The following is a 25096-nucleotide window of genomic DNA, read 5'->3' as shown; positions in this document are numbered from 1 at the left end:
ACCTTCTTCTTCGCGTAAGTTGGGTTCGCATCCGGTTTTCAAGGCGCAAGCCTTGTGAGAAAGCAATCTGGTCTGGTGATGAAGGCGGAGGGGTTCCACGCGTACCCATCCCGAACACGACCGTTAAGCCCTCCAGCGCCGATGGTACTTGGACCGCAGGGTCCTGGGAGAGTAGGACGTTGCCAGGCTGGATTGATTTTTACTGCTTACCATTCCCTGATAGCTCAGTTGGTAGAGCACTCGACTGTTAATCGAGTTGTCACAGGTTCGAGTCCTGTTCGGGGAGCCATTTGGAGAGGTGTCCGAGTTGGTCGAAGGAGCACGATTGGAAATCGTGTAGGCGTCTAAAGCGTCTCGAGGGTTCGAATCCCTCTCTCTCCGCCATAGTTCCCAGGTGAGCATGGCCCCTTGGTCAAGTGGTTAAGACACCTCCCTTTCACGGAGGTAACAGGGGTTCGAATCCCCTAGGGGTCACCATTTTCTGAAGACAAGAAATTCCATAATTTGAGGGTTGCATTACATAGGCGATATGAGGTATGATAAGAAATGTCGCTTTGATAAGCAACATGCTCAACAACGACGCGGGGTGGAGCAGCCCGGTAGCTCGTCGGGCTCATAACCCGAAGGCCGCAGGTTCAAATCCTGCCCCCGCAACCAACATTCATCTCGGCTCATTACCGAGTACGCGCGGAGCCGTGGTGTAGAGGCCTAACATGCCTGCCTGTCACGCAGGAGACCGCGGGTTCGAATCCCGTCGGCTCCGCCACTTTCCCTTAACGGGAGCATGTAAGGCTCGATAGCTCAGCTGGTAGAGCAGAGGACTGAAAATCCTCGTGTCGGCGGTTCGATTCCGTCTCGAGCCACCACTTAAACCATTCAATATTACGCCGACTTAGCTCAATTGGTAGAGCAACTGACTTGTAATCAGTAGGTTGGGGGTTCAAGTCCTCTAGTCGGCACCATTTCACTCCTAAACGTGGAGGATTAGCGAAGTGGCCAAACGCGGGAGACTGTAAATCTCTTCCTTCGGGTTCGGTGGTTCAAATCCATCATCCTCCACCAGTATGTCTTTACTCCATAGGGGCATAGTTTAAGGGTAGAACAGCGGTCTCCAAAACCGTTAGTGTGGGTTCAATTCCTGCTGCCCCTGCCAACTTGATAACGGATTGATTCATGGCGGTCGTGGCGAAGTGGTTAACGCATCGGTTTGTGGATCCGACATTCGGGGGTTCAATTCCCCTCGACCGCCCCATTGTTTCTTCGAAAACAAGCTTTGGGGATTAGCCAAGCGGTAAGGCAACGGACTTTGACTCCGTCACTCCTAGGTTCGAATCCTAGATCCCCAGCCATTTATATGCGGAAATAGCTCAGTGGTAGAGCATCTCGTTGCCAACGAGAAGGTCGCGGGTTCGAATCCCGTTTTCCGCTCCATCTCAATCTTGAATCTGGCGCCATAGCCAAGTGGTAAGGCAGAGCTCTGCAAAAGCTTTACCCCCAGTTCGAGTCTGGGTGGCGCCTCCAAAAACCTCAAAGCTTGCGCCCTTAGCTCAGCTGGATAGAGCGTTTGACTACGAATCAAAAGGTCAGGAGTTCGAATCTCTTAGGGCGCGCCAGTTAGAAAATTGCATATGCCGGTGTGGCGGAATGGCAGACGCGTTCGACTCAAAATCGAATGGGGAGACCCGTGGAGGTTCGAGTCCTCTCACCGGTACCATCTTAATAAACGATGGCTCATTAGAGATATTCTCTAATGAGCTTTTTTATATTTTGCGCGCCTAGCGAAGTTAGGCACAACTAGCCGGTGGAAGTCCGGTCGAGGTAAGAGCCAAGTCGCCTTGTAGCTGACGGGCAACTGGTGGAGAGATCCTAAGGTTGAAGCCCCGTGACAAAGTAACTCTGCGGAGTGCGAGCAAATCGACAGGCCGTAACATGAAGTGAATCCTGCCGCATCGTCAAAAAAGACCTGAAAAGGACAAGAGAGTGCCGAGCCCCGGAAATATGGGCGAAGGCCATGGAACGCGTGAAGCCCTTGGAAGTGCAGCGCGGAAGAACTCTCCGGTGTATGGGGAACGGCATGCCGAGAAAGTTGTGTCTGGAACTAGGGAGACCCTCCCCCGCACGATATATTTTTTTTCGTAAGGAGCAGACCTATAAGCCCAAAAGGTGAAGTGGCGAGCTGCGGGAAGGGAGTCGGAGGGGGCAGTAATACCGATGAAGTGAGGACAACAAAACCTTGCGGAGGGAAGGGCCCCTGCTTTGTTCATGTACTTGGAGGAGGTAAGAGTCAGTGAATGCAGCCAAACCTGCTAACGACGCCAAAGTAAAAGCTCAACAACTCCAACAAGCACTAAGCCTTGCAGCCAAGGGAAATCCGCGGCGGCGATTTCATGCGTTATACGACAAGGTTTACCGCAACGACATCCTATGGGAAGCATGGAAGAGGGTCAAAAGCAACGGCGGAAGCGGTGGAGTGGATGGAATGACCATAGACCACATCGTAAAAACCATCGGCGAGGAACGATTCGTGGACGAAATCCAGACAACGCTGAAGAACGGCGAATACCATCCGCTGCCCGCAAGGCGCAAGGAGATTCCGAAAGCGGACGGCAAAATGCGACCGCTGGGAATACCGGCAATCCGGGACAGAGTCGTGCAAATGGCGACAAAAATAGTGGTGGAACCAATCTTCGAAGCCGACTTCAAAGACTGCTCATACGGATTCAGGCCCAAGCGCAGTCAGCATGGGGCGATCAAGCATATCCGCCGAGCCGTGAAGAAGGACGTCAACTGGGTGGTCGACATCGACATTCGCGGTTATTTTGACAACATTGCCCATGACAAGCTGATGAAGCTGGTGGAACAGCGGATCAGCGACCGAAGGGTACTGAAGCTGATCCGGCAATGGCTGAAAGCCGGATTCGTGAAAGATGATCAGTTTCACGAAACCGACTTGGGAAGTCCGCAGGGCGGCGTCATTTCACCCTTACTTTCGAATCTGTATCTGAACTACCTGGACACGATTTGGGAGAAGAAGTTTGCAGAGACGGGAACGATGGTGCGATACGCCGATGATCTTGTGATTCTGTGCAAAACCAAGGAACAAGCGCGACGAGCGATTGACGTGCTCAAGGCGGTATTCGGAAAGCTGGAAGTGGAGATGAACAAGGAAAAGTCCAAGCTCATAAACCTGTGGGACGACAAACAGGGATTCGATTTTCTGGGGATGCATCACCGGAAGATACCGAAGAAGCTGAAAGGAGACAAAACGGTCTCCATTCTCCGCAGTTACCCTTCCAAGAAGGCCATGAAGAGCATGAGACAGAAGGTGAAGGAAGCGACAGAGCCGAGAAACCGCCTTTACTGGACAATGAACCACATGGTGGAGGAATTGAACCCCAAGATACAAGGGTGGAAGAACTATTATGGGCTCGATGTCTTTGCCAACCTATTCCTGAACAAGATCGACTGGTACATCCGAAAACGTCTTACGCTGTTCTGGAACAAGAAGCGCAACCGTCGCAACAAGCATGGTAGGTCCAAGCAAGCCGCTACGGCGGCACAATTTGCAGGACTCAAGAAACTCGCCAGCTAAAGAAAGTACCGCAACGCTGAAGGATGAAGAACATCGGAAAGCCGGATGAGGGAAAACCTCACGTCCGGTTTGATGAAGGGGGAGCTGAATAAGTAATGGAGGGCCCACGCCCTCCAAGAAAGTTCAGTTCTCTACTCTACGATGATAGGATTTGATATTCAATTAACTACGTGTTAAGTTAAGCAAGGAAAGATCATCCATAGATGGTCTTTTCTTTTAAGGAGGGTATAAGCATTGACAAGCGTTCTCGTAGTCGAAGACGATGCGCATATGTCGGAAATGATTTCAATTGTTTTGAACCATGAAGGATTTCGTGTCCGGGGAGCGGTCAACGGCAAAGAAGCGCTCGCCGAAATGGAGAGCTCTCCTGCGGATTTGGTTTTGATTGATGTCATGATGCCCGTCATGGACGGGTGGGACTTGTGCCAGGAGCTGCGGCTCTTGAACCCCGAACTGCCGATTATCATGATTACGGCCAAGCACGAGACAAGTCAGAAAGTGAAGGGATTCGGCCTAGGCGCAGATGATTATCTGGTCAAGCCTTTTGACCCGCAGGAGCTGGTGGCCCGAATCAAAGCGGTGCTGCGCCGGTACCGGATTGCGGCCGACAAGATGGTTAGATTGGGCAGCTTCAAGCTGGATCGGCTTCGGGGGACGGTTTCGGACGGGACCGTGAATTGGAACTTGCCGCTTAAGGAATTTGAACTCTTATATCAACTTGCGAGTTATCCCGGCCAAATCTTTATGCGAGACCAGCTAATTGAAGCGGTATGGGGCTTCGACCACGAAGGGGATGAGCGGACGGTCGATGTTCATATTAAGCGGCTGCGGGAGCGATTTGCCGCCTATGCCCACTTTTTTCGCATCGAAACGGTTCGCGGTCTCGGATACAGGTTAGCGACGGAAAGCTATGATTAAGAGCTTATACTTAAAAATTGTACTGCTCTTTTTCGCAGCTGTGGTGATAGGGATCGGAGGCGCCATTCCGATAACCATGTATTTGTTTAAAGATCGGCTTACGCAATCAATCCAACAAGAGTATGCGGTGCGAAGCGAGCTGATATCCGATGCTTTTTCCCGATTGGCGCCAGAAGAACGCGATCCATTTTTACAACAGTTGTCCGAAAAGCAGAAGATTAGCCTATGGGTATACGATCGGAATGGGCTTCGCTACGCTTATGGTCCAACAAACGAACTCAGCCTGACAGACGAGGATATCCGCCGCATCCAGAGCGGCGCCGAAGTCGTGAGTCGCACATCCGTGCTGCCCCTACCGACGAGCTTGCACATGGGTTTCCCGTTACGAACTGCGGATGAACAGTTGGCACTCGTCATTCATCCGGAAGGTACTCCTAATTCTCAGTTGTTTATGATTTTGGGCGTTTTGATTGTGATTGTCATTGCGATCGCTAACACCAAGTTTATCCTTTTTACTAGCGTAGTGGTAAAGCCCTTAAAAGCATTGACAGCCGCAACCAGAAAAATGGCCAAGGGAGACTATAACATCCGGCTTCAGACAAAGAGCAAAGACGAGTTGGGCGTCTTGTCGAAGCAATTTCAACAAATGGCCCACGAGATGAGCCAAGTCGAAAAGATGCGTCAAGAGTTTGTTTCCAACGTATCCCACGAACTTCAAACCCCGCTGGCGTCCATTTCGGGTTTTGTCTCCATCTTGCAAAGGGGCGGTCTTGATGAAGCCGAGCAACGGCGCTGTCTGAACATCATCCGGCACGAAAGCCTGCGGCTGTCCCGGCTGAGCGAGAACATGCTCCGACTGGCGACGATGGATTCCAACCAGCTGCCCTTTCATCCATCGCTCGTTCGACTGGATAGTCAACTGCGCCGTATTGTCGTAGCCGCGGAGCCGCAATGGGCGTCCAAACGCTTAAATATTCATCTGGAGCTTCCAAAAACGACGATTCATGCAGACGAAGACCTGCTAAGCCAGGTGTGGCTAAATATTTTCAGCAACAGCATCAAATTTACACCCGAGGGCGGGGACATCTTCATCGAACTTCAGGCTGAAAAGGGTGAAATCGAAGTCCTCTTCCGGGATACCGGAATGGGCATGACCGAGGCAGATCGCAAGCGTGTCTTCGAACGCTTTTTTATGGCGGATAAATCGCGCAACCGCGAAGCGGAAGGGAGCGGACTGGGACTTGCGATCGTCAAGCGTGTTGTCGAATTGCACGCCGGACGGGTCGAGATCGACAGTGCCCCAGGAAAAGGAACGACGGTAACCGTTGCTCTGCCGGCTATGTGAATCAATCAAACAATCGAAAAGAGGATCAAAAAAGGTGAACGATTTCGTTCATCTTTTTTACATTTCCACCCAATTCATTCATGTTGCGTTCATACAGGGTACGTAGTATCGGTTGCGAAAGGAGACTTGAATTCACGAGAACTTACTGGAATCAGCGGAAAGTCTATATCACTTTAAGTCAAAGGAGATGTCTTCTATGGTAAACGAATCATGTATCGTACAAACTTCTCTTGGCTCGCTTCAGGGGATTCGAAAAAATGACGTCATTCAGTTCCGCGGTGTTCCCTATGCCGAAGCGCCCGTGGGGGAGCTGCGCTTTTCGCGGACACGTCCTGTCGCTGCTTGGACCGGAGTTCGAGATGCAAGTCATCACGGCTTTATTTCTCCGCAGCCGCCTTCTCCATTGCGCCAGGCCATCGGAGAAGCCTCCGAACCGCCTCAAGGGGAGGATTGCCTATCGCTCACGATCTCAACCCCTGCCATCGATCGGGAAAAACGTCCTGTTGTCGTTTGGGTGCATGGCGGACATTATATGACCGGAGCCGGTTCGTTGGACTGGTACGATGGAGCGGAGCTTTCCAGGGACGGCAATCTGGTTACCGTAGGCGTCAATTACCGGCTTGGAGCTTTTGGATTCTTGCATTATCCGGGAGTTAGCGATGGGAAAATGGGGATTTTCGATATTCTCGAAGCTTTGAATTGGGTTCAAGATCATATTGCGCATTTTGGCGGCGATCCTGATCAGGTCACTATCATGGGGCAATCCGCGGGAGCCCATGCCATTATGTGCTTACTGGCCACCGGAGGGGCACGAGGTCTCTTCCGCAGAGCAATTCTGCAAAGCGCGCCCGCAAGTCTGGCTCCGTTATCGGAAGCAAAAGCAGTTGAACATGGAAGCCGGCTGTTGGAAATCTTGAATGTGAATCAGAGGGATCCACAAGAAATTACCGCCCAATTGAATTCCGTATCCCCTGCCCAAATCATTCAAGCATCGGGGAAATTAGCTCAGGAAATTGCGCGCTTCGGTCAAATTGACCTTCCTTTTATGCCTGTTTTTGATTCTCTTACCACTTCGGAACGTTTTATCGAGAGGGCTGCAAAAGGGGCCGGCGAAGCAGGCATTGATCTCATTCTGGGTACCAATAGAGAGGAGGCCAATATTCTTCTAGGGAACGTCAAGAATCTCGATCCGGCTTTGGCTAACGAACGTTTCGCTGCCTTGACCGGGAACGAAAATGCAATCGAGCAATACCGCCGGCGGCGGCCCGGTAGCGCGCCCATCGCTCTAGTATCTGACCTCATTACTGACTATGTGTTCCTGCTCCCTGCTCTAAGGTTAGCAGAGGCAGTTCATAAAGCCGGCTCGCGTACATGGGTATATCAGTTCGATTGGGCACCGCTCGGCTCTCCTTTTAAAGCGTGCCATGGCATAGAACTGCCGTTTATATTCGGAAATTTTGAATCGTACAAAGATGTACCGGTATTGCAAGGAGCTAATCCAGAGGTTGCTGCCGATTTAACAGCTGTTATGCGCAAGGCATGGATTGGATTTATTCAAACCGGCAATCCCGGCGCTCCCATCCCATGGCCAGCTTATGAGCCGGTTCAAAGAAAAACCATGCGATATGCTTCCATTGTCGGTACTGTAGGCGACTTGGCGGAGATAGATCGTCTCTATACATGAAGGGGAAGGAAGAGCAATGACAAATAAAACTGGGATGTCTCGATTACTGGAGATCGCCGGAGAGAAGCGCGGGCTGATGATCGTCTCGGCTCTGTTATCTTCGCTTAGCGCCGTTTGCATGCTGGTGCCTTACGTTTCCGTCTTTGTCATCTTAAAAGAGTTGCTGGAGCACGCGGCGTCCCCTGCTTCGGCAGACGGGGCGAAAATGATCCGCTTTGGCGTTATCGCTTTAATCGGCCTGGCAGGTGGCTTGGTCACGATGTATGCGGGGGGAATGGTTTCTCATATCGCCGCTTTTCGTATTCTTTACGGTCTCAGGGTCAAGCTTGCCGGTCATATTGGTAAGCTTCCGCTTGGCTGGCTGAATGGCACGTCAACGGGAGCCGTCAAGAAAACGCTGGAACAAAACGTGGAGAAAGTGGAAACGTTCATTGCCCACCATTTACCCGATCTCGTCCATGCGGCTGTGACCACGATTCTGATGATCGCCGTGATGTTTACGCTGAACGTTTGGTTGGCGCTGGCGTGCTTCGTGCCGATTGTCCTCGCGTTTGCGGTTCAGATCGCGCTGATCAGCGGACCGAAGACGAAGGAAAACCTCAAGCTTTGCCATGATTCGCTGGAACGGATGAATGCTTCTGCCGTCCAATATGTTCGGGGAATGCCGGCCGTTAAGGTGTTCGGGCAAACCGTGCAGTCGTTTCGCCAGTTTTATCAGGACATGCTTCGCTACCGTGACTACGGTGTGAAATTAACGGATCAATTTCAATACGGATCCTTGATTTTCAAGGTGATTCTCGGCTCGCTTGCCGCATTTATTCTGCCTGTTGGCGTGTTTTTATTGAGCCGGGATCCGGGCAGCATCGCCTTCGCCTCCGTTCTGCTATTCTTTCTTGTCATGGCGCCAGGGGTATCTGCCCCCATGTTTAAAATCATGTTTCTGGCCGAGACGCTCAGAGATATTGATGAGGGGGTCCGGCGCGTAGATCGTGTACTGGCGGAAGGAGATGTGACGGAGCCTGAACACCCGATGCGGCCAACTTCATTCGAAGTTTCATTCGATCGCGTCTTTTTTTCTTATGGAACGGAGCCTGCGGATACGAACGTCCTGGCTGACATTTCCTTTACCGCCCGCCAAGGGGAAGTGACGGCGCTTGTCGGACCGTCCGGAGCGGGCAAATCGACCATTGCCAATCTGGTGCCTCGTTTTTGGGAGGTGAACACGGGAGCGATCCGCATTGGCGGAGTGGATATCCGTGAAATCGCGACCCCCGATCTGATGAACATCGTCGCGTTCGTGTTTCAGGAATCGTTTCTGTTTTACGATACCGTGTACAACAATATTGCGGTCGGGCGCCCGGATGCGTCGCCGGAAGAAGTGTATGCCGCGGCGAAGGCCGCGCAGTGCCATTCGTTCATCGACGAGACCCTTCCCTTTGGGTACGACACGTTGATCGGAGAAGGCGGCGTCTATTTGTCCGGCGGGGAAGAACAGCGAATCTCCGTTGCCAGGGCAATCCTGAAAAATGCCCCCATTCTCGTGCTGGACGAAGCGACGGCGTTTGCCGATCCGGAGAACGAGCATGAGATGCAGCTGGCGCTAAAAGCGCTGATGAACGACAAGACGGTCATTGTCATCGCTCATCGCCTGTCCACCATTCAGGATGCGCAGCAAATTCTTGTGATGGACGGCGGGAGAATCGTCGAGCGGGGAAGTCATGAGGCTCTCCTTTCAACGAACGGCTTGTATGGAGGGATGTGGCGTTCCTATCGTCATGCGACACAATGGCATTTGGGCAAAGGGGGGGCGGACAATGAACTTGAGCATGCTGCGCAGCATTACGGCGGATAATCCGCGATCTCTCGTCAAGCCCGTTTTGTACACGACCATGGCCAATCTGGCCGGCTTAATCCCTTTTGCGCTGTTGGTAGAAGCGGCGAGATTGATCTTTAACCCGTTTATTTATCCCGATATGCCGCTCGAGTCGGCACGGCTCTGGATCGTGTGCGGTGCCCTGGCAGCTTCTCTCGTTCTCTTGTTCGCATGCGAAATTCCCGCCTATCGCGCCCAATACCGCGATGCCTACGGCGCGGCTGCGGACGGACGATCGCGTCTGGCCGAACATATGCGCAAGCTGTCGCTAGGGTTCCTGAACAAACGGGATCCGGGAGATTTGGCCAATCGAATGGTGGGCGATTTTTCGATGCTGGAACACGGCATATCCCACTTGGTTCCGCAGATGATCGGCGCCGCCGTCATGCCGGTTATCGCCCTGATTGGCTTGTCTTTCCTCGACTGGCGTCTGGCGCTTTCCTTGTTCGCGACGCTGCCGATCGCTATCCTGCTGATGCTCTTAACGTCGGGCATCCAGCGCAAACTCGGTTCGAAGCATATCAGGGCCAAGATGGAGGCCTCCAGCAGGCTGCAAGAATATTTGAACGGAATCCGGGTGATTAAAGCTTATAATTTGACCGGGGAACGTTTTGTCCGGCTGGAACGGTCATTCAAGGAGTTGATGCGGCAGAGCATCCGTCTCGAAGGGACGATAGGGCCGATTGTGCTGAGCGCGATTACCTGCGTTCGTGCCGGTCTTACCTTGATGATCATGGCTGGCGTTTATCTGCTGACTGGCGGAAACCTGGAGGTGATCACATTCGCAGCTTTCCTGATCATCGGAACCCGTATTTTTGATCCTCTGACGACAGCGCTCGCCGGTTACGCGGAGTTTCGCTATCTGGAGCAGGCGGGCGAACGCATCGTACAGCTTCTGCGGGAACCGGTTATGCGGGGAGAGCGGCAACCCCCTGAGGATCATGATATCGCATTGAAGCAGGTTACGTTTGGCTATCATGATCAACCCATCTTGCGGGATGTGAGCGTAAGCATGCCGGCAGGCTCCTTCACCGCATTGGTCGGCCCTTCGGGCAGCGGCAAAAGCACCCTTCTTCGGCTCGTCGCCCGGTTTTACGACCCGGAACAGGGAAGTAACGATGGGCGGGGAGGATGTTCGTGCCATGGATCCCGAAGCGCTGCTCAGAAAAGTATCCATGGTGTTTCAAGATGTGTACCTCTTTCAGGATACGATTGCAGGCAATATCCGCTTCGGACGGAGCGACGCAACGCGCGAGGAAATCGAGGAAGCGGCACGCCTTGCTTGCTGCCATGATTTTATCCTGAAGCTGCCAAACGGTTACGACACGATGGTAGGCGAAGGCGGAAGCACGCTGTCGGGCGGTGAAAAACAGCGAATTTCCATTGCCAGGGCGATATTGAAAAACGCACCGATCATTCTGCTCGATGAAGCAACGGCTTCGCTCGATCCCGAGAACGAAGCGGAGATTCAGAAAGCGATCGATCGACTGGTGCGAGGCCGAACCCTCATCGTGGTCGCTCACCGGCTTAAGACCGTGCAGCATGCAGACCAAATTGTCGTATTGGATCATGGGCGGATCGCGGAGCTGGGCGGCCATGACGAATTACTCTCGGCGAATGGCTTGTATGCCCGGCTTTGGCAGCGCCAGCACGGTGCAGGCAAGGAGCACGCGACTCTGTAAAGTTATAAGGCAACACCCCCAAAACTCTTGACTTCGGGCGGAGTTTTGGGGAGAATCTTGATCATCTTTTTTAAGGGGCGATGATTCATTTGATAGGTTCAGAGACCAAAGAAATCATTGAAAACTATGTTGAAGCGTATAACTCGTTTGATGTCTCGGGGATGATCAAGCTCTTACATCGGAACATACGATTCAGAAATTATGCGAATGGTGAAGTTAACACGGAGGCCAATGGCATCCAAGCGTTTAGAGAGCTGGCCGAAAAGTCGGCTATGACTTTCTCCAGCCGTCGTCAGAACATCATGGAATATCGTGTTATAGACGACAAAATAGAGGTATTAATTGATTATGAAGGGATACTGGCCGTTGATTTGCCGAACGGATTAAAAAAGGGAAACAAGGTGCAGCTAAAAGGGAAGTCCGTATTTCAATTTGAAGAAGGAAAAATATCACAAATTGAAGACTACAGTTGATGAACAAGGTCAGTCCTCGGGGAAACGCGTTGAAGGGCTGAACAGGCTGTTGATATCCCCTGTTGCAGCCCTCTCATGTTTAGCTTTTGGAACGTTGGCGTTTGCGGAAAGCCGCCACGCTTTCGCGATGAGCGCATACCTCGGAACAGTAACGCTTGGATTTATTTTTGGATGTGTCGATAAAGACTTTCTGACAAGAAGCGGAAGCGCAAATTCCGAATCTCTCCGTTCCGAACTCCATCAGTACAAAAGCGAGTCCCATTGCAGTCGTCGTAGCCAGCCAGTGAGCGCATCCGTCCTCCTCCGATTCAAAATGCAGATGGTAGGGTTTATGGTGCCAGCTTATCCTTGGAGTCGCCCCGCTAATGCGCAGCTGCTTGTTCAAGAGCTCCGCTATATCCTGCGCCTTCTGTTCTCTTGCCAGCACGAACACCGTGCGCAAAGAGTTTCTGAGAGATCGGACGATCTCCACATCCTCTGAACGAACAGGCCACGATTGAACGGTTTTCCGATGAACATCAATTATGGCCTCTCCATCTAATTCTCCGTTTGATTCCGAGATCAAATCCAGGACATGCTTCTCGCTCTCGAGTAGAAATTGCTTCAATTGTTCAGGCGTCGACAAGCGATCCGTCTCCGTGACGGGGCAGAGCGTATTAATGAGGTCAACCGCGAGATGAACGGATAAGGATTCGTAATAGGTAAAATTCATTTGACGTGTCACCGCCGTCTATTTATAATTGTTACATACAATAACATTTTAGCATGTTACATCTTTAATTAAAAGCGAATGATGGAGGAATAGCTATGTCGGCGATCGATAAGGCGGAGAAGGCTGCGGAGAGAAAATGGTGGGCGCTCGTCGCCGTATGTCTCGGATTATTTATGGCTTTACTGGATGTTACGATTGTGAATGTCGCTTTGCCAGCTATACAAAGCGATCTGCAAACGGATTTCTCCGGATTGGAATGGGTACTCAACGCATATACCTTAGTATTTGCCGTGGCGCTGGTTACAACAAGCCGGTTGGGCGATATATTCGGGCGGAAGACGTTATTTATGTTGGGAATAGCGGTATTTACAATCGGATCGCTGTTATGCGGATTGTCGGGCGATATTACGATGCTGAATTTGTCCAGAGGCATTCAGGGGCTGGGTGCGTCTGCAATGACGCCTTTATCGCTGGCCATAATCTCGGCGACATTCAGCGGGAAGCAGCGCGGGATCGCAATCGGAATATGGGGCGGCGTAAGCGGATTGGCTACGGGGATCGGCCCGGTAATCGGCGGCATTTTGGTTAAGCATATTGGGTGGGAATCCATCTTCTATGTGAATATTCCCGTCGGAATCGTCGCGATTCTACTGTCGTTATGGGCGATCAAGCAGTCCAAGGACGAGTCTGCGGCTCGCCGAATCGATCTGTTCGGGTTCGCCACATTCACCATCTTCATGTTCTGTCTCATCTACGGATTGATTCAGGTCAACCATGAAGGCAACGACTGGACCTCTCCGGAGGTGTGGTGGATGCTTGCAATTTCCATTCTTGCTCTCCTCGTATTCATCGTAGGCGAACTGCGGTTGAAGCACCCGATGGTCGATCCTCGTTTATTCAAGATTCCCAGCTTTACCGGTTCCGCGATTGCCGCTTTTTGTCTGAGCGCCGGAATGTATTCGCTGCTGTTCAATCTCAGTATTTACATGCAAAGCTTTCTCGGCTTGGATGCGCTGGAGACGGGCGTCAAGCTGATCGCATTTACCGCAATGGCTCTGCTATTCGGTCCGCTGTCCGGTGCATTAATGGGCAAAATAAGCCCCAAATGGCTCGTCGTCGTATCTATGGCGCTCCTGGCGATCGGGGTTTATTCCATGTCCTTCCTATCGAAACATAACGATCCTGCTGAATGGATTGTTCTATTGCCCGGATTTATTGTTGCCGGAATTGGCAGCGGCTTGATCAACCCGCCTATCTCTAATCTGGCAATCGGAACGGTACCGGTGCAGCGAGCGGGCATGGCGTCCGGCATGAGCAATGTGGCTCGTCAGATGGGAGGCGCGTTCGGAGTTGCCCTCTACGGGGCTATATTGTCCAGCCGCTTCGCCTCGCTTGTCACGGATAGAATCCAGTCCTTGCAAGGCGACCAGCTTTCCGAATCGGCGAAGGGGCAGGCAATTCAAGCGATTGAGTCGGCAGGCCCGATTGTAGGCAGCAGCGGTCTGGCAGGCATGGAGCGGGATATCGCCTTTCAAAACGATCCGCTGTTTGACTCCTACCGGGAGATTGCCCGCGCATCTTTCGTGGACGGAACGATTGACATTATCAAGATCGCCGCTGCGATTCTGGCAATCGGCGCCGTGCTTTGTCTGGTTTTGATTCGCAAGAAGGATTTGCGGCATTAATATAAAAATGATCAAGTAAAGGTGAAATACAATGAGAATGAGAATGATAGCAACCCTCTTGTGCGGACTGTTCCTCTTTCCTCTACTCGGTTCGGGGAGAAGTGAGGGAAGGATGCAAATTGAGGGATCTGGAACGTCAGTTTTCTCCGAAGTGGATACATATATTGCTCGGGAAATGAAACGGCAACGTCTTCCGGGGCTGGCTCTGGGGATTGTGCAGGGGGATCGCATTCTTTATCTTAAGGGATACGGTCAGGCCGATTCAGCCGGTCGGCCGGTAACGCCTGAAACGCCTTTTGGAATAGGTTCGATCGGCAAGTCGATTACGGCCATGGCCGTTCTGCAGCTAGCCGAAGAAGGAAAAATCGACTTGGATGCGCCTATACAGCGCTATATCCCCACTCCCTATAACGGCGCAAAGTTCATTACTGTACGCCAATTACTTAACCAAACAAGCGGGTTCACCCAAATCTCGACCTTTAGCAACACGCTGTCAAGCATCAATGTTCAGGATCAAGACGCTCTGGAGAAAAATGCTTTATCCTATGCGGAAAAGTTTCTAAAGAGAGCCGTTCAAACCGCGCAGCCCTTCAGGTATTCGAACGCAAACTATGTACTGCTCGGGTATATTGTGCAGCAAGTGTCCGGCCAGTCCTACGGCGACTACGTGAAGGAACATATTTTCACCCCTCTGTCTATGCAAGACAGCTACGTTACGCTTGATGAAGCGGCTGAGCACGGGCTGGCTAAGCCCCATCGCCGAATATTCGGATACAACGTTCCCTATGAAGGCCCCTATATTTATATTCCGGGAGATGCGCCGGCAGGCTATCTCTATTCGAGCGCTAAGGACATGAGCCATTACTTGCTTGCCCAGATGAACGGCGGCCGATTCGGGGATCATTCCGTTCTCTCTTCGGAAAGCACTCGCCTCATGCAAACCGAACCCGTTCCGGGAACATACGCCATGGGTTGGATGACAGATCATATTAACGGGTTGCAGGTTATCGGTCAGCCGGGCGGCTCAATAGGATTTCAGGCGCAAACTTATATGGTTCCGGAACAGCAGTTGGGAGTTATCGTGTTCGCTAACGTGCTAGACGCGATCGATGCCTCGTGGCCCAACAAAACGCATGTCATTACGACTACCCATATCGCCACCGGGGTTATAAGCCTACTGAATAACGAACCGATTGCAGGGTCAGGTCTAAGCATCTCGCAGAAATACGGGATCGTAAACGGACTATTATTCCTACTCGGCGTCTGGTTATTGTATACGATCTATAGAACGGCGAAGCGCTGCCTTGGGCCGTGGAGTCCGGACAAATCCAACCCTGCTGAAATATCGATCAAAGTTACGGCAAGAATTTTTTTGAATTTTGCGGGCCTGTTTCTTATCCTGCTGTTGAGTATGACTCAAGTCGTTCCGGTATGGCATATTGCAACCATTTATCAGCCGGACCTCATCCTTTGGCTGAAGGTCATGACTGTACTTATGGCGCTGAAGGGAAGCCTGGAAATGACCCGGTTGGTTCGGTCGAGGGGCAATGAACGGAAGATGTGAAATTGACAGCATGATGTCAATGTGCTAATCTTTCCCCATGACAAATTCAATCCAAAAGCCGGATGATCCGCTCAGTCGTTTCTCCTTGAACATTTTTAGAGTTTACGGGCTGCTGATGCAAGTCGGCGATAATGTGACAAAGCAGGTGGGACAGAGCAGCGCACGGTGGCAAGTTCTTGGCCGAGCGGGGCAGCGTCCCCAGACGGTCGCCAAGATGGCGCGAGAAATGGGCCACGCACGGCAGAGCGTGCAGCGAGTGGCGGACGTATTGGAAAAAGAAGATCTGATTGTTTACATCGACAATCCGAGCGATCGTCGAGCTATGCTGGTGCAGCTTACGCCGAAGGGGGAAGAGGTGCTCCAAGCGATCTACTCCTTGTACGCCGCATGGTCCAAACAGTTTATGAGCAAAATCGATTCGCAGCAGTTGGGGGAAATGGCCGATTTATTGGAGTTGATCGGAGATAAGCTTATTTCCGTAGAACCGTTGACTAAGGAGAGGGGTCCCAGGAATGAAAAGTATTTTTGATCGCGATCATACCACGGAAATTCTGGAGCGCATCGATCGTTTAACCCCTCAATCGCAGCCGCAATGGGGAAAGATGAACGCTGCTCAAATGCTGGCCCACTGTTCCGCATTCCAGGAGATCGCCTCGGGAGCGTCTTTCCAGAAGCGAGGATGGCTGGGAATCTTAATCGGGGGATTTGTGAAATCGACTTTTTACAACGACAAACCGACTCCCCGCAATATGTCGACGTTTCCGGAACTTGTAGTGACAGACAAAAGAGACTTCGAGCAAGAAAAACAAGTATTGAAGCAAAAAATCGACTTGTTTCAGCGCAATGGACCGGAGGGGTGTACGACGCATCCGCATGCCTTTTTCGGCAAGCTGACCCCCGAGCAATGGGGAATAGGTGTCTATAAACATCTGGACCATCATTTAAGGCAGTTTGGCGTGTAGCCCATGGTGTAAACAAACAACTATGAGGTGACAACTTATGCATCCGACATTATTGAATTTAGTCGAGGCGGCTCCGCTTTTGCAGCAGGCTTTTCACGAGGATACCCATGTGATCATCGCAGACACGGAAGAAGTGATCGCTTCCATACCGGGAAAACAGGTGAGGATCCCCGTTCCCGTAGGGGCAAAAGCCGCGAATTTTCGCGGTACGGTAACCGAGACGGCACTAAGCGAGGGCATCAAATTAACGGAGGAAAGAAGCGCCGAGCAGTTCGGATTTCCGTATGTTTCGACGGCAACGCCGATTAGGGATGGAGATAAGATCATAGGAGTGATCGGAATTATTTCCGACAATGCCAAAGGCGAGCTGTTAAAGGAAAATTACAGGAATCTGATGACCATTATGGAGAAAATTTCGCGCGTGGTCGACGAAACGACAGAAGCTCAGGCAGAGGCGTCAGACAAACTGCAGAGCATATCCAGCTTCTCGGAATCGATTGTAGACCGGGTTCAGAGCAGCGAACAGCTGGTCAGCGGGATACAATATCTATCCAGCCAGTCGCATCTGCTGGGACTGAACGCTTCCATAGAGGCGGCAAGGGCCGGCGAGGCAGGCAAGGGCTTCGAGGTTGTGGCCAGGGAGATTAAAAAGTTGGCGGAGAGCAGCCAGGAATCTTCCGGTAATATCGTTGCGCAGCTGAGCCACATGAAGTCGGACGTTGAGAACATAAGCGGCTCTATCCGGGGAATCGTCAGTTTCATTCAAGATATTGCGGCCAAAATGGAAGAGCTAAACAGATCGTACGGGCAATTGGTGCAGATGGCGAATGAAATCGGCAGCCTCCAAAGCAGGGAATAGTATTGAACGGGGGGACTCGCGGAGAATCGAGTCCTCTCGCCGGTCCATCTGTCGAGTTCCCAATCAGCGTTAACCAACTGCTTAGTTCGCTTTGTTCAGGTAGAAGTAAAAGGCCACTCCGCTTGGCGTATTGACCGCGCCGTATTCCGCCCCATGCAGCTCCAAAATGTTTTTCGAAATCGCCCCCCAGTCCCGTCCCTCCCTGGGAACGGTCGCGTGAAGCGTCTCCGCGATAGAAACGGTCCCATTTTTTGTCCGTTACATATTTCAGATCGATGGTCATGTTCGGGTGTGCCTTCCTGTAAATCCCTATCCTTCGACCTATTTCGAATAAAACCTTGCCCAATGGACATGATCGGCGGCGAGGCGTTTCGACATAAAATTTTAAAGGATTCCAACCGCTTGAAACTTCGCAATATTTGAGAAGAACAACGCAAGATATTTGAAGAATACGGCAAGGCGGAGGATTATAATGTGTTGTGAAAACGCTATCATTTTCGCCCCGAAAGATAAGGCGGAATGACAACTTTTCAAGAGACAGGAGGGATGCACGGGAGATGAATTTTGCTTTCCTTTGCCGGAAACGGCAGCCTGAACGTTGCTCTGACAGCGGATACGTACGGCCATCACGGGAAATCGCAAAATCGCAACACGAGTGAAAAAGGAGGTTCTATAATGGGAAGTTTGAAACGGTATCTTTCTATTGCACTCGCAATTGTGTTGGTATTCTCGTTCGCCGTTTCTGCAACAAGCGCCGCGGGAGATCCTGTCTTCGAGGAGCAGGCGGTTCCCCCCGCACAGAATGACGACCAATCCCCTCCGCCGGAGGACGTCAATCAGGATAATCTCATGATCGAGAGTTTAGACGAAGACGAAATCCCGCTGCCGCCGGCAGTACCCGCCGATGTCTCTGCGCTGGCGAAGAGCGACAGCGAGATTCAGATCAGTTGGACGGCATCGGACGATGCAGCCAGCTATCGCGTGTACCGTTCGGATGCGGCGGATGGAGATTACGACAGCATCAATTCCGCAACGGCAGCCGAAACCGCATATGACGATGGAGGTCTGGAAGCGAACACGACCTACTTCTATAAGGTAACGGCCGTAAAAGACGACCTCGAATCCGAGCAATCCGAATCCGTGTCGGCAACGACATTCGAGGAAGCTGCGCCGGCTATCGGGATTAACTATACCGCGACGGCAAACGGCGAAGCGGACAAGACGACGTCGAATGCAATCAGACTGATCTTCGAAGAGCCGGTGCCGGGGTTAGCGACGAGCGACATCACGGTCTCAGCCGGTACCGCAAATGCGACGAAAGGAGCTTTGACCGCGGTGGACGGTTCGGACGATACCGAATACGACCTGGAGATCGGCGGGGTCACGATAGAAGGGACCGTGTATCTCAAGATTACGAAGGACGGGGTGAACGACGCGGACAGGATCGTTGACGTCCACAGTGTCCCGATTACTTATAACGTGGCCAACATCGGCGGCACGGCATTCGTTCGCGATAGCACCGCCATCAGGCTGACCTTCAATAAGGCCGTCGCCGATCTTTCTCCGGATGATATTCTTCTCAGTGCCGGCACGCCTGCCGCAGTATCCAACTACGCAACCGCTTCGGCGGAAAAGGGTTCATTGACGCAGGTAAGCGGCACGGTATACGAGCTTGCGCTCGCCAACGTTACCAGAACCGGCACGCTCGGCGTCCGGATCGAGAAAACCGGGATCGAAACCGTGCAGAAAAATGTGATTGTTAACGCCAAGGTCGATAAAACGGCTTTGCAGCCTATGCCGCCGCGCGATTATTTTCCTCGGAATATCTATGACTTGCCCAAGTCGACGGGTCTGAACGACCTGTTCAAGTTCCTGAATCCCGATGCCGGAACCGACGGCCGAGTAGAGAACGAAGCCGATTGGTCGGAGCGCAGAGGAGAACTCAGAGACCTGATTCAATATTACTACTATGGCCGGAAGTACCCGACCCCCAAGAGCGCCATCACGATAAATGCCCAGACGAACCAAATCAATGTCACGATAAACGATAACGGCAGGAACGCGACCGGAAGCCTCGGCAGTGTCACCGTTCCTTCGGGTACTGCCCCGGCTGGCGGCTGGCCGGTCATTATCGCCTTCGGTTTCGGCCAGACGGCAATGGCGACCCAGAACGGCTACGCCGTGATCAGCGTTTCTAACTGGGGCGGAAGCAGAACCGGCAACTACTACAACCTGTATCCTTTTAATCCCTATGAGTATGATTTCAACACCGGTTCGATCATGACGGCGGCGTGGACGGTCTCCCGGATCATCGATGCGATGGAGATTAGCGCCGAAGCCAACGGCGGTACGAATCAGTGGAACATCAATCCGAGGAAGTCCATCACGACAGGCGTATCCATCAACGGCAAATACGCCCTGATGTCGGCCGCCATGGACGACCGTGTCGGCGCGGCTGCGCCGGTAGACAGCGGACAATCCGGCGTGTCCAGCTTCCGTTACATCGCCGAAGGCAAATTGTTTTACTACAACTCGCCGCTGGACCGCATTTATCGCAGAAACCAGAAAGGGCTCAACAGCATCCAGTACTCCGGCGAATCGTTCTGGATGGGTCTCGGAACGGCGGCCGGATTCCACCTCCAGACGGATATGGATTATTTGCCGTTTGACTCGCATGCGGTTGAGGCTCTGATGGCGCCGCGCCCGCTGATCGCGTTCGCGGCGGACAACAACTTCGACTGGACGACTCCGCCGGCTTCCGTAACGGCGATTAGCGCCGCGAAGGAAGTCTACGAGTTCCTGGGCAGCGACAATATCGCCGTGCGGGTGCGCGACGGCGCGCACGCCATCCAAGACAGAGACGTGCCATTCATGATTGCCGTCATGGACAAGGAATTCGGCGGCAAGTCGCTGGAGGTCAGAGATCTCTACCCAAGCAGCAACCCGCCGAGTTACGGAATAGGCACTTACGACAATATCTCCGACATGACGATTTATCCCTACGACTTCGACAGCTCTTACATTCAGTGGTCTCGTCCGGGCAAGTACACGTTATGGGCGGAAAACGAGATCGTCACCGAAGGCGTTCCGGCGACGATCAAGGTTCATTCCGACGACACGAAGGTTAAACTCACGATTCTGGACGCGGACAACAAGCCGACAGAGGCTTCGTGGACAGCCGATGTTGCGGGCGGCATAGCGGTATTTGACTTGACGGAGCAGCAGGTCAAGGTCGGACGTTACGAAATTACAACCGTCGGTACCGCCAAAGATCGCAAAACCATATACTTCCAAGGCGTCGACTTGGCGACCGCGCTGCGTCACGGCACCGCCAGGAACGATAACGGCGCGGCTGTCATGTATGGTTTTACCAGCAAGATCAACAAGGGTTTGGTCGAAGTCTACGCGGACGGCAGCAGGCTGACGCAATCCTTCCAGGAGGACACGGAGCAGGCCTGGATTCTCAATTACGGCGTAACGACCAACCCGAATGAGAACAACAATATACCGAATAGTGCGTTTAATATCATTACGTTGAAAAAACTGCAAATGGAGGCCATGCCCGGCAGCACGTTCGAGATTTCCATCGACAAGTCGAAGCTGGCGAGCAGCCAGGAAACCGTCAGCTGGAATGCGTCGGCGGCGGTACAGAAGATCGGACCTCAGCCGAATTGGCCGCCGTATCCGAACAGCCTGACGGACGATGGAAGCCGTCCATTGCTCCCGGAGACAACGACGAACTTTAAAGCCGCCGTCGCTTTCAGCTTGAATGAGAAGGCGGATTTGGCCGCCGGCGGCACGCTGAAGGTGACATCCAGCGAGCCTATGTACAAGGGCGATTTCGGCATCGGCTTTGATTTCTCCGATGACTTCGCGCTCAGATGGGCCGACGACGGCAAGTCGGTCGAGGTGACATTCAACAATGTTACCAAAGCCAGAGGCGACGTTTGCAACGTATACATCATGCGGCTAAGCGACGCCGCCGGCAATCTGATCGCGGCTCCGATCCGCCACTCGTTCATCCTTGAGCCGAGCTCGGATGTCCTGTATAACGAAGGCTTCGAGTCCGGCAATACGCTGCAGCAGAACGGCGACGTGACCTTTGCCCGGACGCAGGAATACGCTGCGGCAGGCTCCAGCAGTCTGAAAGTCGCCCCGACCGCCGCGAACAACTATAGCGGAGTTGCCCTTCGCAATAGCTCGCTGACGACGCCCATGCTGCCTGGCGGCAAATATAAGCTGACCGCCAAGGCGCTCAGCGCGAAGAACGCCACCTTGGGCGTGCGCGTAGAAACCAAGGACAGCGCGGGCGCAGATACGTACGGCAGCGTCGGAAAAGCCACTGTCACTCTGACGGCGGGCCAGTGGGCGGATGTGGCGATGGAATTCACCGTGCCGGCCGACCATCAATCCGTGAGCGCCATCGTATTCCACAACGACGCGCAAATTCCGGATTTCACCTTCTATCTGGACGAGGTAAAGCTGCAGCTGCTGAGCTCGCCCGAACCCGGGGAAGAACCGGAAATCAGGGAACTGCTGCGTTTCGACTTCGACGATGAGGCGGAGCAAGGAAATCTCTTTACGTCGGCCGCTTCCTCGAAGCTCGAGTGGATGAATGAAACGGGAGCCGGAAGGAGCGACGACACCGCTTTGAAGATCACGCATATTAACGGCACAAGCTATACGAGCGCCGATAACGCCGTTCGGCTGACTCTGGACGAACCGCTTCCCGCGGGCGGAGTTTATAATATCTCGGCGTGGTTCTATGCCCCGGCTGCCGGCAACGAGGGCAAGGGCGTTCTCACCGGGCCCGGCGTAGTGCTTAATCAGGATTACGCCAACAGCGCCTACAAGCTTCCGAGCAGTCCCGGCACCCTTCCGATCGGCGAATGGAAAGAGGTGAACGTGCAAACTCCGTTGATGGAGAGACCGCTTCAATCGATCGACTTCCGGCTTGTCGTTAACGATGCGGCCAACCACGCCGACGTGTGGCGCATCGATCATATTGTGATCAGCCAGGTCGGCGATCTGAAGGAGATTCCCAAGTGGGATCTGACGCTGCCTTCCATCGCGGATACGTATAAAAATGATTTCCTGATCGGCAACGTCATGAGTCCCGCTCAGACGACGGATGCCGAGAATACGGCCATGTATAAGCATCACTACAGCATCATGACGCCCGAGAACGACATGAAGCCGCAGTATTTAAGCTCGGCCAATGGCGTGTACAGCTACGCCAATGCCGACACGCTGGTGGATTGGGCTCAGGCGAATAACATCAAGGTTCACGGCCATACGCTCGTCTGGCATTCGCAGTCCGCTCCTTGGCTGACCACGGGGACGGATAATGGGCCGCTCACCCGCGCAGAGGCCAAGGCGAACATGGAACAGTATATCGGCAATGTGGCCGGGCATTTCAAAGGCAAAGTCGTATCGTGGGATGTCGTGAACGAGGCTTTTGACGGCGGATCGGGTCTTCCTGCAGACTGGAAAATCGTACTGCGCAAAGATTCGCCCTGGTACAAGGCTTATGCGAACGGAGCCGACGAGAGCAGGGGAGAGAGCGGCGCCGACTATATCTACGATGCGTTTGTGCTTGCGCGTCTGGCCGATCCGGGCGCAACGCTGTATTACAACGACTATAACGAGACCGTGGCCTGGAAACGGGAAGCGATGGCGCTGATGGCCGAAGAGCTTAACGAAAAGTGGAAAACGGACGAGCGCAACGCCGAACCCGGACGTTTGCTGGTGGAAGGCATCGGCATGCAGGCGCATTACTGGATCGAAAGCCTGGACCCGGACACCGTGGAGGCAAGCATTGCGCGGTTTATCCAGGCCGGCGTGAAGGTGAGCGTCACCGAGCTGGACATTCCTTCAACCGGCACGCTCACGGAGGAGAAGATGGCTCTACAGGCCGAGTTATATGCGAAGCTGTTCGTTATTTACAAGAAGTACGCGAGCAGCATCGAACGCGTGACCTTCTGGGGCAAGGCGGATTCCCAGAGCTGGCGCGCATCGGGCAGTCCTCTGCTCTTCGACAAATTATTGGCCGCCAAGCCGGCATTCTACGCGGTCATCGATCCCGAAGGTTACTTGCATCTAAGTCCTGCGGCACCGACCGCTGTCTCCGCGCAGGCGAAGAGCTCCAGCGAGATCGAGGTGAGCTGGACGGCTTCGGATCGTGCGAACGGGTATAACGTTTACCGTTCCTCGTCTGTGGACGGCAGCTACAGCAAAATCAATACGCAGCTGGTTACCGAAACCAAATTCCGAAGCGGCGGTTTGTCGGCGTCGACGACCTATTACTACAAGGTTGCGGCCGTCAACGAGGCCGGCGAATCGGTATTATCCGCGGCAGCGCATGCGACAACCGGCAGCAGGGGGACCACCAGCCCCGGTAATCCGTCGCCATCCGCGCCATCCGGGCCATCGCCGGCGGAGCAGACTCCCGCTAAACCCGGCGAAGTGAACGCGGAAGTGGATTCCGGCGGCAACGCCAAAGCTTCGGTCACGGCCGACGATATGAAGAAGGCGCTGCCCGAAGCGGAGGCGGGAACCTTGAAATTGCAGGTCCAAGGCGTCGAGAACGCCAACCGGGTTACGGTCTCCATACCGGTGGATCAGGTGAACGCGGCCGAGGAAGCGGGCATTAAGCGCATCGAGATTTTCGCGGGACTCGCGTCCGTACAACTGCCGGTATCGTTATTCGAAGGCGCGGCAGGCGGCGTTGTGGAATTGACCATAACCAAGGTGGACAACAGCACGCTGTCTCCGGAAGCTCGTGCACGGGTAGGCTCGAACGCAGTGTATGACTTCAGCTTAAGCGTTGACGGTCGTCAGCTCGCCGACTTCGGTCAGGGCCAGACGGTAAGAGTGGCAATACCTTATGAGCTGAAGCCAGGAGAGAATCCGAATCAAATCGTGATCTACTACTTGTCGGACGACGGCAAGCCGGAAGTGATCAAGAATGGCCGTTACAACAAGGATACCGGAATGGCGGAATTCAGCGCGAAGCACTTCAGCCAATACGCCGCCGTCGCCAATCCGGTCACGTTCCGCGATACGAAAGCGATCGCGTGGGCAAGCGACAGCATTGACGGTCTGGCCGCACGGGGAATCGTAAACGGCATGACGAAGGATTCGTTCGCGCCGGCCAATTCGGTGACAAGAGCCGAATTCATCCACATGTTAATGCTGACGCTGGACCTGAGCCAAGCGAACGCGACAAGCACCTTCTCGGACGTCAAGGAAGGCGCATGGTATTACAGCTCCGTCGCCGCGGCTCAGCGGCTTGGTATCGTGAACGGTCTGACCGACGGATCGTTCGGCGTCGGCGACAAGATTACGCGTCAAGAGATGGCTCTAATGGCATACCGGGCTATTCGCGAGGCAGGCATCGCCCTGAATGAAGAGAAAGCGGCGTCCGCCCTCCATGACGCGCAGGACATTGCGAGCTATGCCAAGGATGCGGTATCCGCGATGCATCAAGCCGGCATCATCAACGGCGTCGGCGGCGACAGGTTCGATCCCAAGGGAACGGCAACCCGCGCGCAAGCGGCGGTCATCCTGTATCAATTGTTAATGAAGTCTCTGTAATCTCTTATCCTGAAGCAAGAGGGGCGCCCTGTCGACGTTTCGTCGGCAGGGTGCATTTCATTTTGGCAGAGGACGGTCTTTTCGATTTTCCGATTTTGTTGATAGAGCGGCGAATACGTCGCCCTTTTTGTTTCGAGGCCGAATCCTCCGT

Annotated in this window: 13 protein-coding genes, 15 tRNA genes, 1 rRNA gene and 2 pseudogenes; 29 read left to right on the top strand and 2 right to left on the bottom strand. The window is 53.2% G+C overall.

The genetic code is table 11. From position 1 onward, the window contains the following. The first annotated feature begins 71 nt into the window (after positions 1-71). From rrf to ACFFT4_RS11130, 23 genes and pseudogenes are all read left to right on the top strand, one after another. A 5S ribosomal RNA gene (rrf, locus tag ACFFT4_RS11240) occupies positions 72-188 on the top strand. 25 nt (positions 189-213) lie between these two features. Further along, positions 214-289, top strand: a tRNA-Asn gene (locus ACFFT4_RS11235). 3 nt (positions 290-292) lie between these two features. Beyond that, positions 293-384 (top strand) — tRNA-Ser (locus ACFFT4_RS11230). Positions 385-402: 18 nt separating this feature from the next. Then, positions 403-477: transfer RNA gene (locus ACFFT4_RS11225), tRNA-Glu, on the top strand. Positions 478-580: 103 nt separating this feature from the next. Beyond that, positions 581-657, top strand: a tRNA-Met gene (locus ACFFT4_RS11220). 32 nt (positions 658-689) lie between these two features. Continuing rightward, a tRNA-Asp gene (locus ACFFT4_RS11215) sits at positions 690-766 on the top strand. 24 nt (positions 767-790) lie between these two features. Continuing rightward, a tRNA-Phe gene (locus ACFFT4_RS11210) sits at positions 791-866 on the top strand. 20 nt (positions 867-886) lie between these two features. Continuing rightward, positions 887-962: transfer RNA gene (locus tag ACFFT4_RS11205), tRNA-Thr, on the top strand. A gap of 16 nt (positions 963-978) precedes the next feature. Continuing rightward, positions 979-1062: transfer RNA gene (locus ACFFT4_RS11200), tRNA-Tyr, on the top strand. Positions 1063-1079: 17 nt separating this feature from the next. Next, positions 1080-1153 (top strand) — tRNA-Trp (locus ACFFT4_RS11195). A gap of 23 nt (positions 1154-1176) precedes the next feature. Beyond that, positions 1177-1252, top strand: a tRNA-His gene (locus ACFFT4_RS11190). A gap of 22 nt (positions 1253-1274) precedes the next feature. After that, positions 1275-1349 (top strand) — tRNA-Gln (locus tag ACFFT4_RS11185). Between the two features lie 7 nt (positions 1350-1356). Beyond that, positions 1357-1431, top strand: a tRNA-Gly gene (locus ACFFT4_RS11180). Positions 1432-1447: 16 nt separating this feature from the next. Further along, a tRNA-Cys gene (locus ACFFT4_RS11175) sits at positions 1448-1521 on the top strand. Between the two features lie 15 nt (positions 1522-1536). Next, positions 1537-1613, top strand: a tRNA-Arg gene (locus ACFFT4_RS11170). A 17-nt stretch (positions 1614-1630) separates the two neighbouring features. Then, positions 1631-1714: transfer RNA gene (locus ACFFT4_RS11165), tRNA-Leu, on the top strand. A gap of 573 nt (positions 1715-2287) precedes the next feature. Next, positions 2288-3592, top strand: a complete 1305-nt coding sequence (gene ltrA, locus ACFFT4_RS11160) for a group II intron reverse transcriptase/maturase (protein WP_378047637.1) — start codon at positions 2288-2290, stop codon at positions 3590-3592. A gap of 234 nt (positions 3593-3826) precedes the next feature. Continuing rightward, complete coding sequence (locus ACFFT4_RS11155; RefSeq protein WP_378047635.1) at positions 3827-4510, top strand: response regulator transcription factor; 684 nt, start codon at positions 3827-3829, stop codon at positions 4508-4510. Continuing rightward, a complete protein-coding gene (locus tag ACFFT4_RS11150) occupies positions 4503-5855 on the top strand; it encodes a sensor histidine kinase (RefSeq protein WP_378047633.1) in 1353 nt (450 codons plus the stop codon). Before ACFFT4_RS11155 ends, ACFFT4_RS11150 begins: the two co-directional genes overlap by 8 nt. A 196-nt stretch (positions 5856-6051) precedes the next feature. Next, a complete protein-coding gene (locus tag ACFFT4_RS11145; protein ID WP_378047631.1) occupies positions 6052-7539 on the top strand; it encodes a carboxylesterase/lipase family protein in 1488 nt (495 codons plus the stop codon). A gap of 16 nt (positions 7540-7555) precedes the next feature. Then, positions 7556-9391, top strand: a complete 1836-nt coding sequence (locus ACFFT4_RS11140; RefSeq protein ID WP_378047629.1) for an ABC transporter ATP-binding protein — start codon at positions 7556-7558, stop codon at positions 9389-9391. Then, positions 9354-11094: pseudogene (locus ACFFT4_RS11135) on the top strand (ABC transporter ATP-binding protein). The gene ACFFT4_RS11140 and the pseudogene ACFFT4_RS11135 overlap by 38 nt, the downstream one beginning before the upstream one ends. Before the next feature lie 89 nt (positions 11095-11183). After that, positions 11184-11567 (top strand): nuclear transport factor 2 family protein, encoded by a 384-nt coding sequence (locus ACFFT4_RS11130; protein WP_378047628.1) that lies wholly within the window; start codon positions 11184-11186, stop codon positions 11565-11567. Positions 11568-11646: 79 nt separating this feature from the next. On the opposite strand, the gene ACFFT4_RS11125 is transcribed toward ACFFT4_RS11130, so the two are convergent. Beyond that, complete coding sequence (locus ACFFT4_RS11125) at positions 11647-12279, bottom strand: CGNR zinc finger domain-containing protein (RefSeq protein WP_378047627.1); 633 nt, start codon at positions 12277-12279, stop codon at positions 11647-11649. A 95-nt stretch (positions 12280-12374) separates the two neighbouring features. Between ACFFT4_RS11125 and ACFFT4_RS11120 the strand changes: the two genes are divergently transcribed. The 5 genes from ACFFT4_RS11120 to ACFFT4_RS11100 all read left to right on the top strand — a co-directional run bounded on the left by ACFFT4_RS11120 (position 12375) and on the right by ACFFT4_RS11100 (position 17349). After that, positions 12375-13964: an MFS transporter gene (locus ACFFT4_RS11120; protein WP_378047626.1), complete on the top strand. Its 1590-nt coding sequence runs from the start codon at positions 12375-12377 to the stop codon at positions 13962-13964. A gap of 112 nt (positions 13965-14076) precedes the next feature. After that, positions 14077-15528 carry a serine hydrolase domain-containing protein gene (locus tag ACFFT4_RS11115; protein ID WP_378047623.1) on the top strand — a complete coding sequence of 484 codons (1452 nt, stop codon included), beginning with the start codon at positions 14077-14079 and terminating at the stop codon, positions 15526-15528. A 37-nt stretch (positions 15529-15565) separates the two neighbouring features. Further along, positions 15566-16057 (top strand): MarR family winged helix-turn-helix transcriptional regulator, encoded by a 492-nt coding sequence (locus ACFFT4_RS11110; protein ID WP_378047621.1) that lies wholly within the window; start codon positions 15566-15568, stop codon positions 16055-16057. Continuing rightward, the gene (locus ACFFT4_RS11105; RefSeq protein ID WP_378047619.1) at positions 16041-16490 is read left to right on the top strand and encodes a DUF1569 domain-containing protein; all 450 of its coding nucleotides are present in this window, start codon (positions 16041-16043) and stop codon (positions 16488-16490) included. The genes ACFFT4_RS11110 and ACFFT4_RS11105 overlap by 17 nt, the downstream gene beginning before the upstream one ends. 79 nt (positions 16491-16569) lie before the next feature. Beyond that, a complete protein-coding gene (locus tag ACFFT4_RS11100) occupies positions 16570-17349 on the top strand; it encodes a methyl-accepting chemotaxis protein (protein WP_378047618.1) in 780 nt (259 codons plus the stop codon). A gap of 81 nt (positions 17350-17430) precedes the next feature. On the opposite strand, the pseudogene ACFFT4_RS11095 reads toward ACFFT4_RS11100, so the two are convergent. Then, positions 17431-17605 (bottom strand): annotated as a pseudogene (locus tag ACFFT4_RS11095) (ATP-binding protein); the annotation flags it as partial. Between the two features lie 593 nt (positions 17606-18198). On the opposite strand from ACFFT4_RS11095, the gene ACFFT4_RS11090 reads away from it, so the two are divergent. Then, positions 18199-24945, top strand: a complete 6747-nt coding sequence (locus ACFFT4_RS11090; protein WP_378047617.1) for an endo-1,4-beta-xylanase — start codon at positions 18199-18201, stop codon at positions 24943-24945. Positions 24946-25096: the final 151 nt, after the last annotated feature.

This window comes from Cohnella cellulosilytica (assembly GCF_042431195.1).
GTDB lineage: Bacteria > Bacillota > Bacilli > Paenibacillales > Paenibacillaceae > Cohnella > Cohnella cellulosilytica.
This window is presented reverse-complemented; position numbering and strand designations above follow the sequence as displayed.

Excerpts from the sequence above, each read along its gene's own strand:
- ACFFT4_RS11115 (WP_378047623.1), top strand. The coding sequence starts at position 14,077 with ATGCAAATTGAGGGATCTGGAACGTCAGTTTTCTCCGAAGTGGATACA.
- ACFFT4_RS11110 (WP_378047621.1), top strand. The coding sequence starts at position 15,566 with ATGACAAATTCAATCCAAAAGCCGGATGATCCGCTCAGTCGTTTCTCC.
- ACFFT4_RS11120 (WP_378047626.1), top strand. The coding sequence starts at position 12,375 with ATGTCGGCGATCGATAAGGCGGAGAAGGCTGCGGAGAGAAAATGGTGG.
- ACFFT4_RS11145 (WP_378047631.1), top strand. The coding sequence starts at position 6,052 with ATGGTAAACGAATCATGTATCGTACAAACTTCTCTTGGCTCGCTTCAG.
- ACFFT4_RS11150 (WP_378047633.1), top strand. The coding sequence starts at position 4,503 with ATGATTAAGAGCTTATACTTAAAAATTGTACTGCTCTTTTTCGCAGCT.
- ACFFT4_RS11125 (WP_378047627.1), bottom strand. The coding sequence starts at position 12,279 with ATGAATTTTACCTATTACGAATCCTTATCCGTTCATCTCGCGGTTGAC.
- ACFFT4_RS11105 (WP_378047619.1), top strand. The coding sequence starts at position 16,041 with ATGAAAAGTATTTTTGATCGCGATCATACCACGGAAATTCTGGAGCGC.
- ACFFT4_RS11140 (WP_378047629.1), top strand. The coding sequence starts at position 7,556 with ATGACAAATAAAACTGGGATGTCTCGATTACTGGAGATCGCCGGAGAG.
- ACFFT4_RS11090 (WP_378047617.1), top strand. The coding sequence starts at position 18,199 with ATGATCGAGAGTTTAGACGAAGACGAAATCCCGCTGCCGCCGGCAGTA.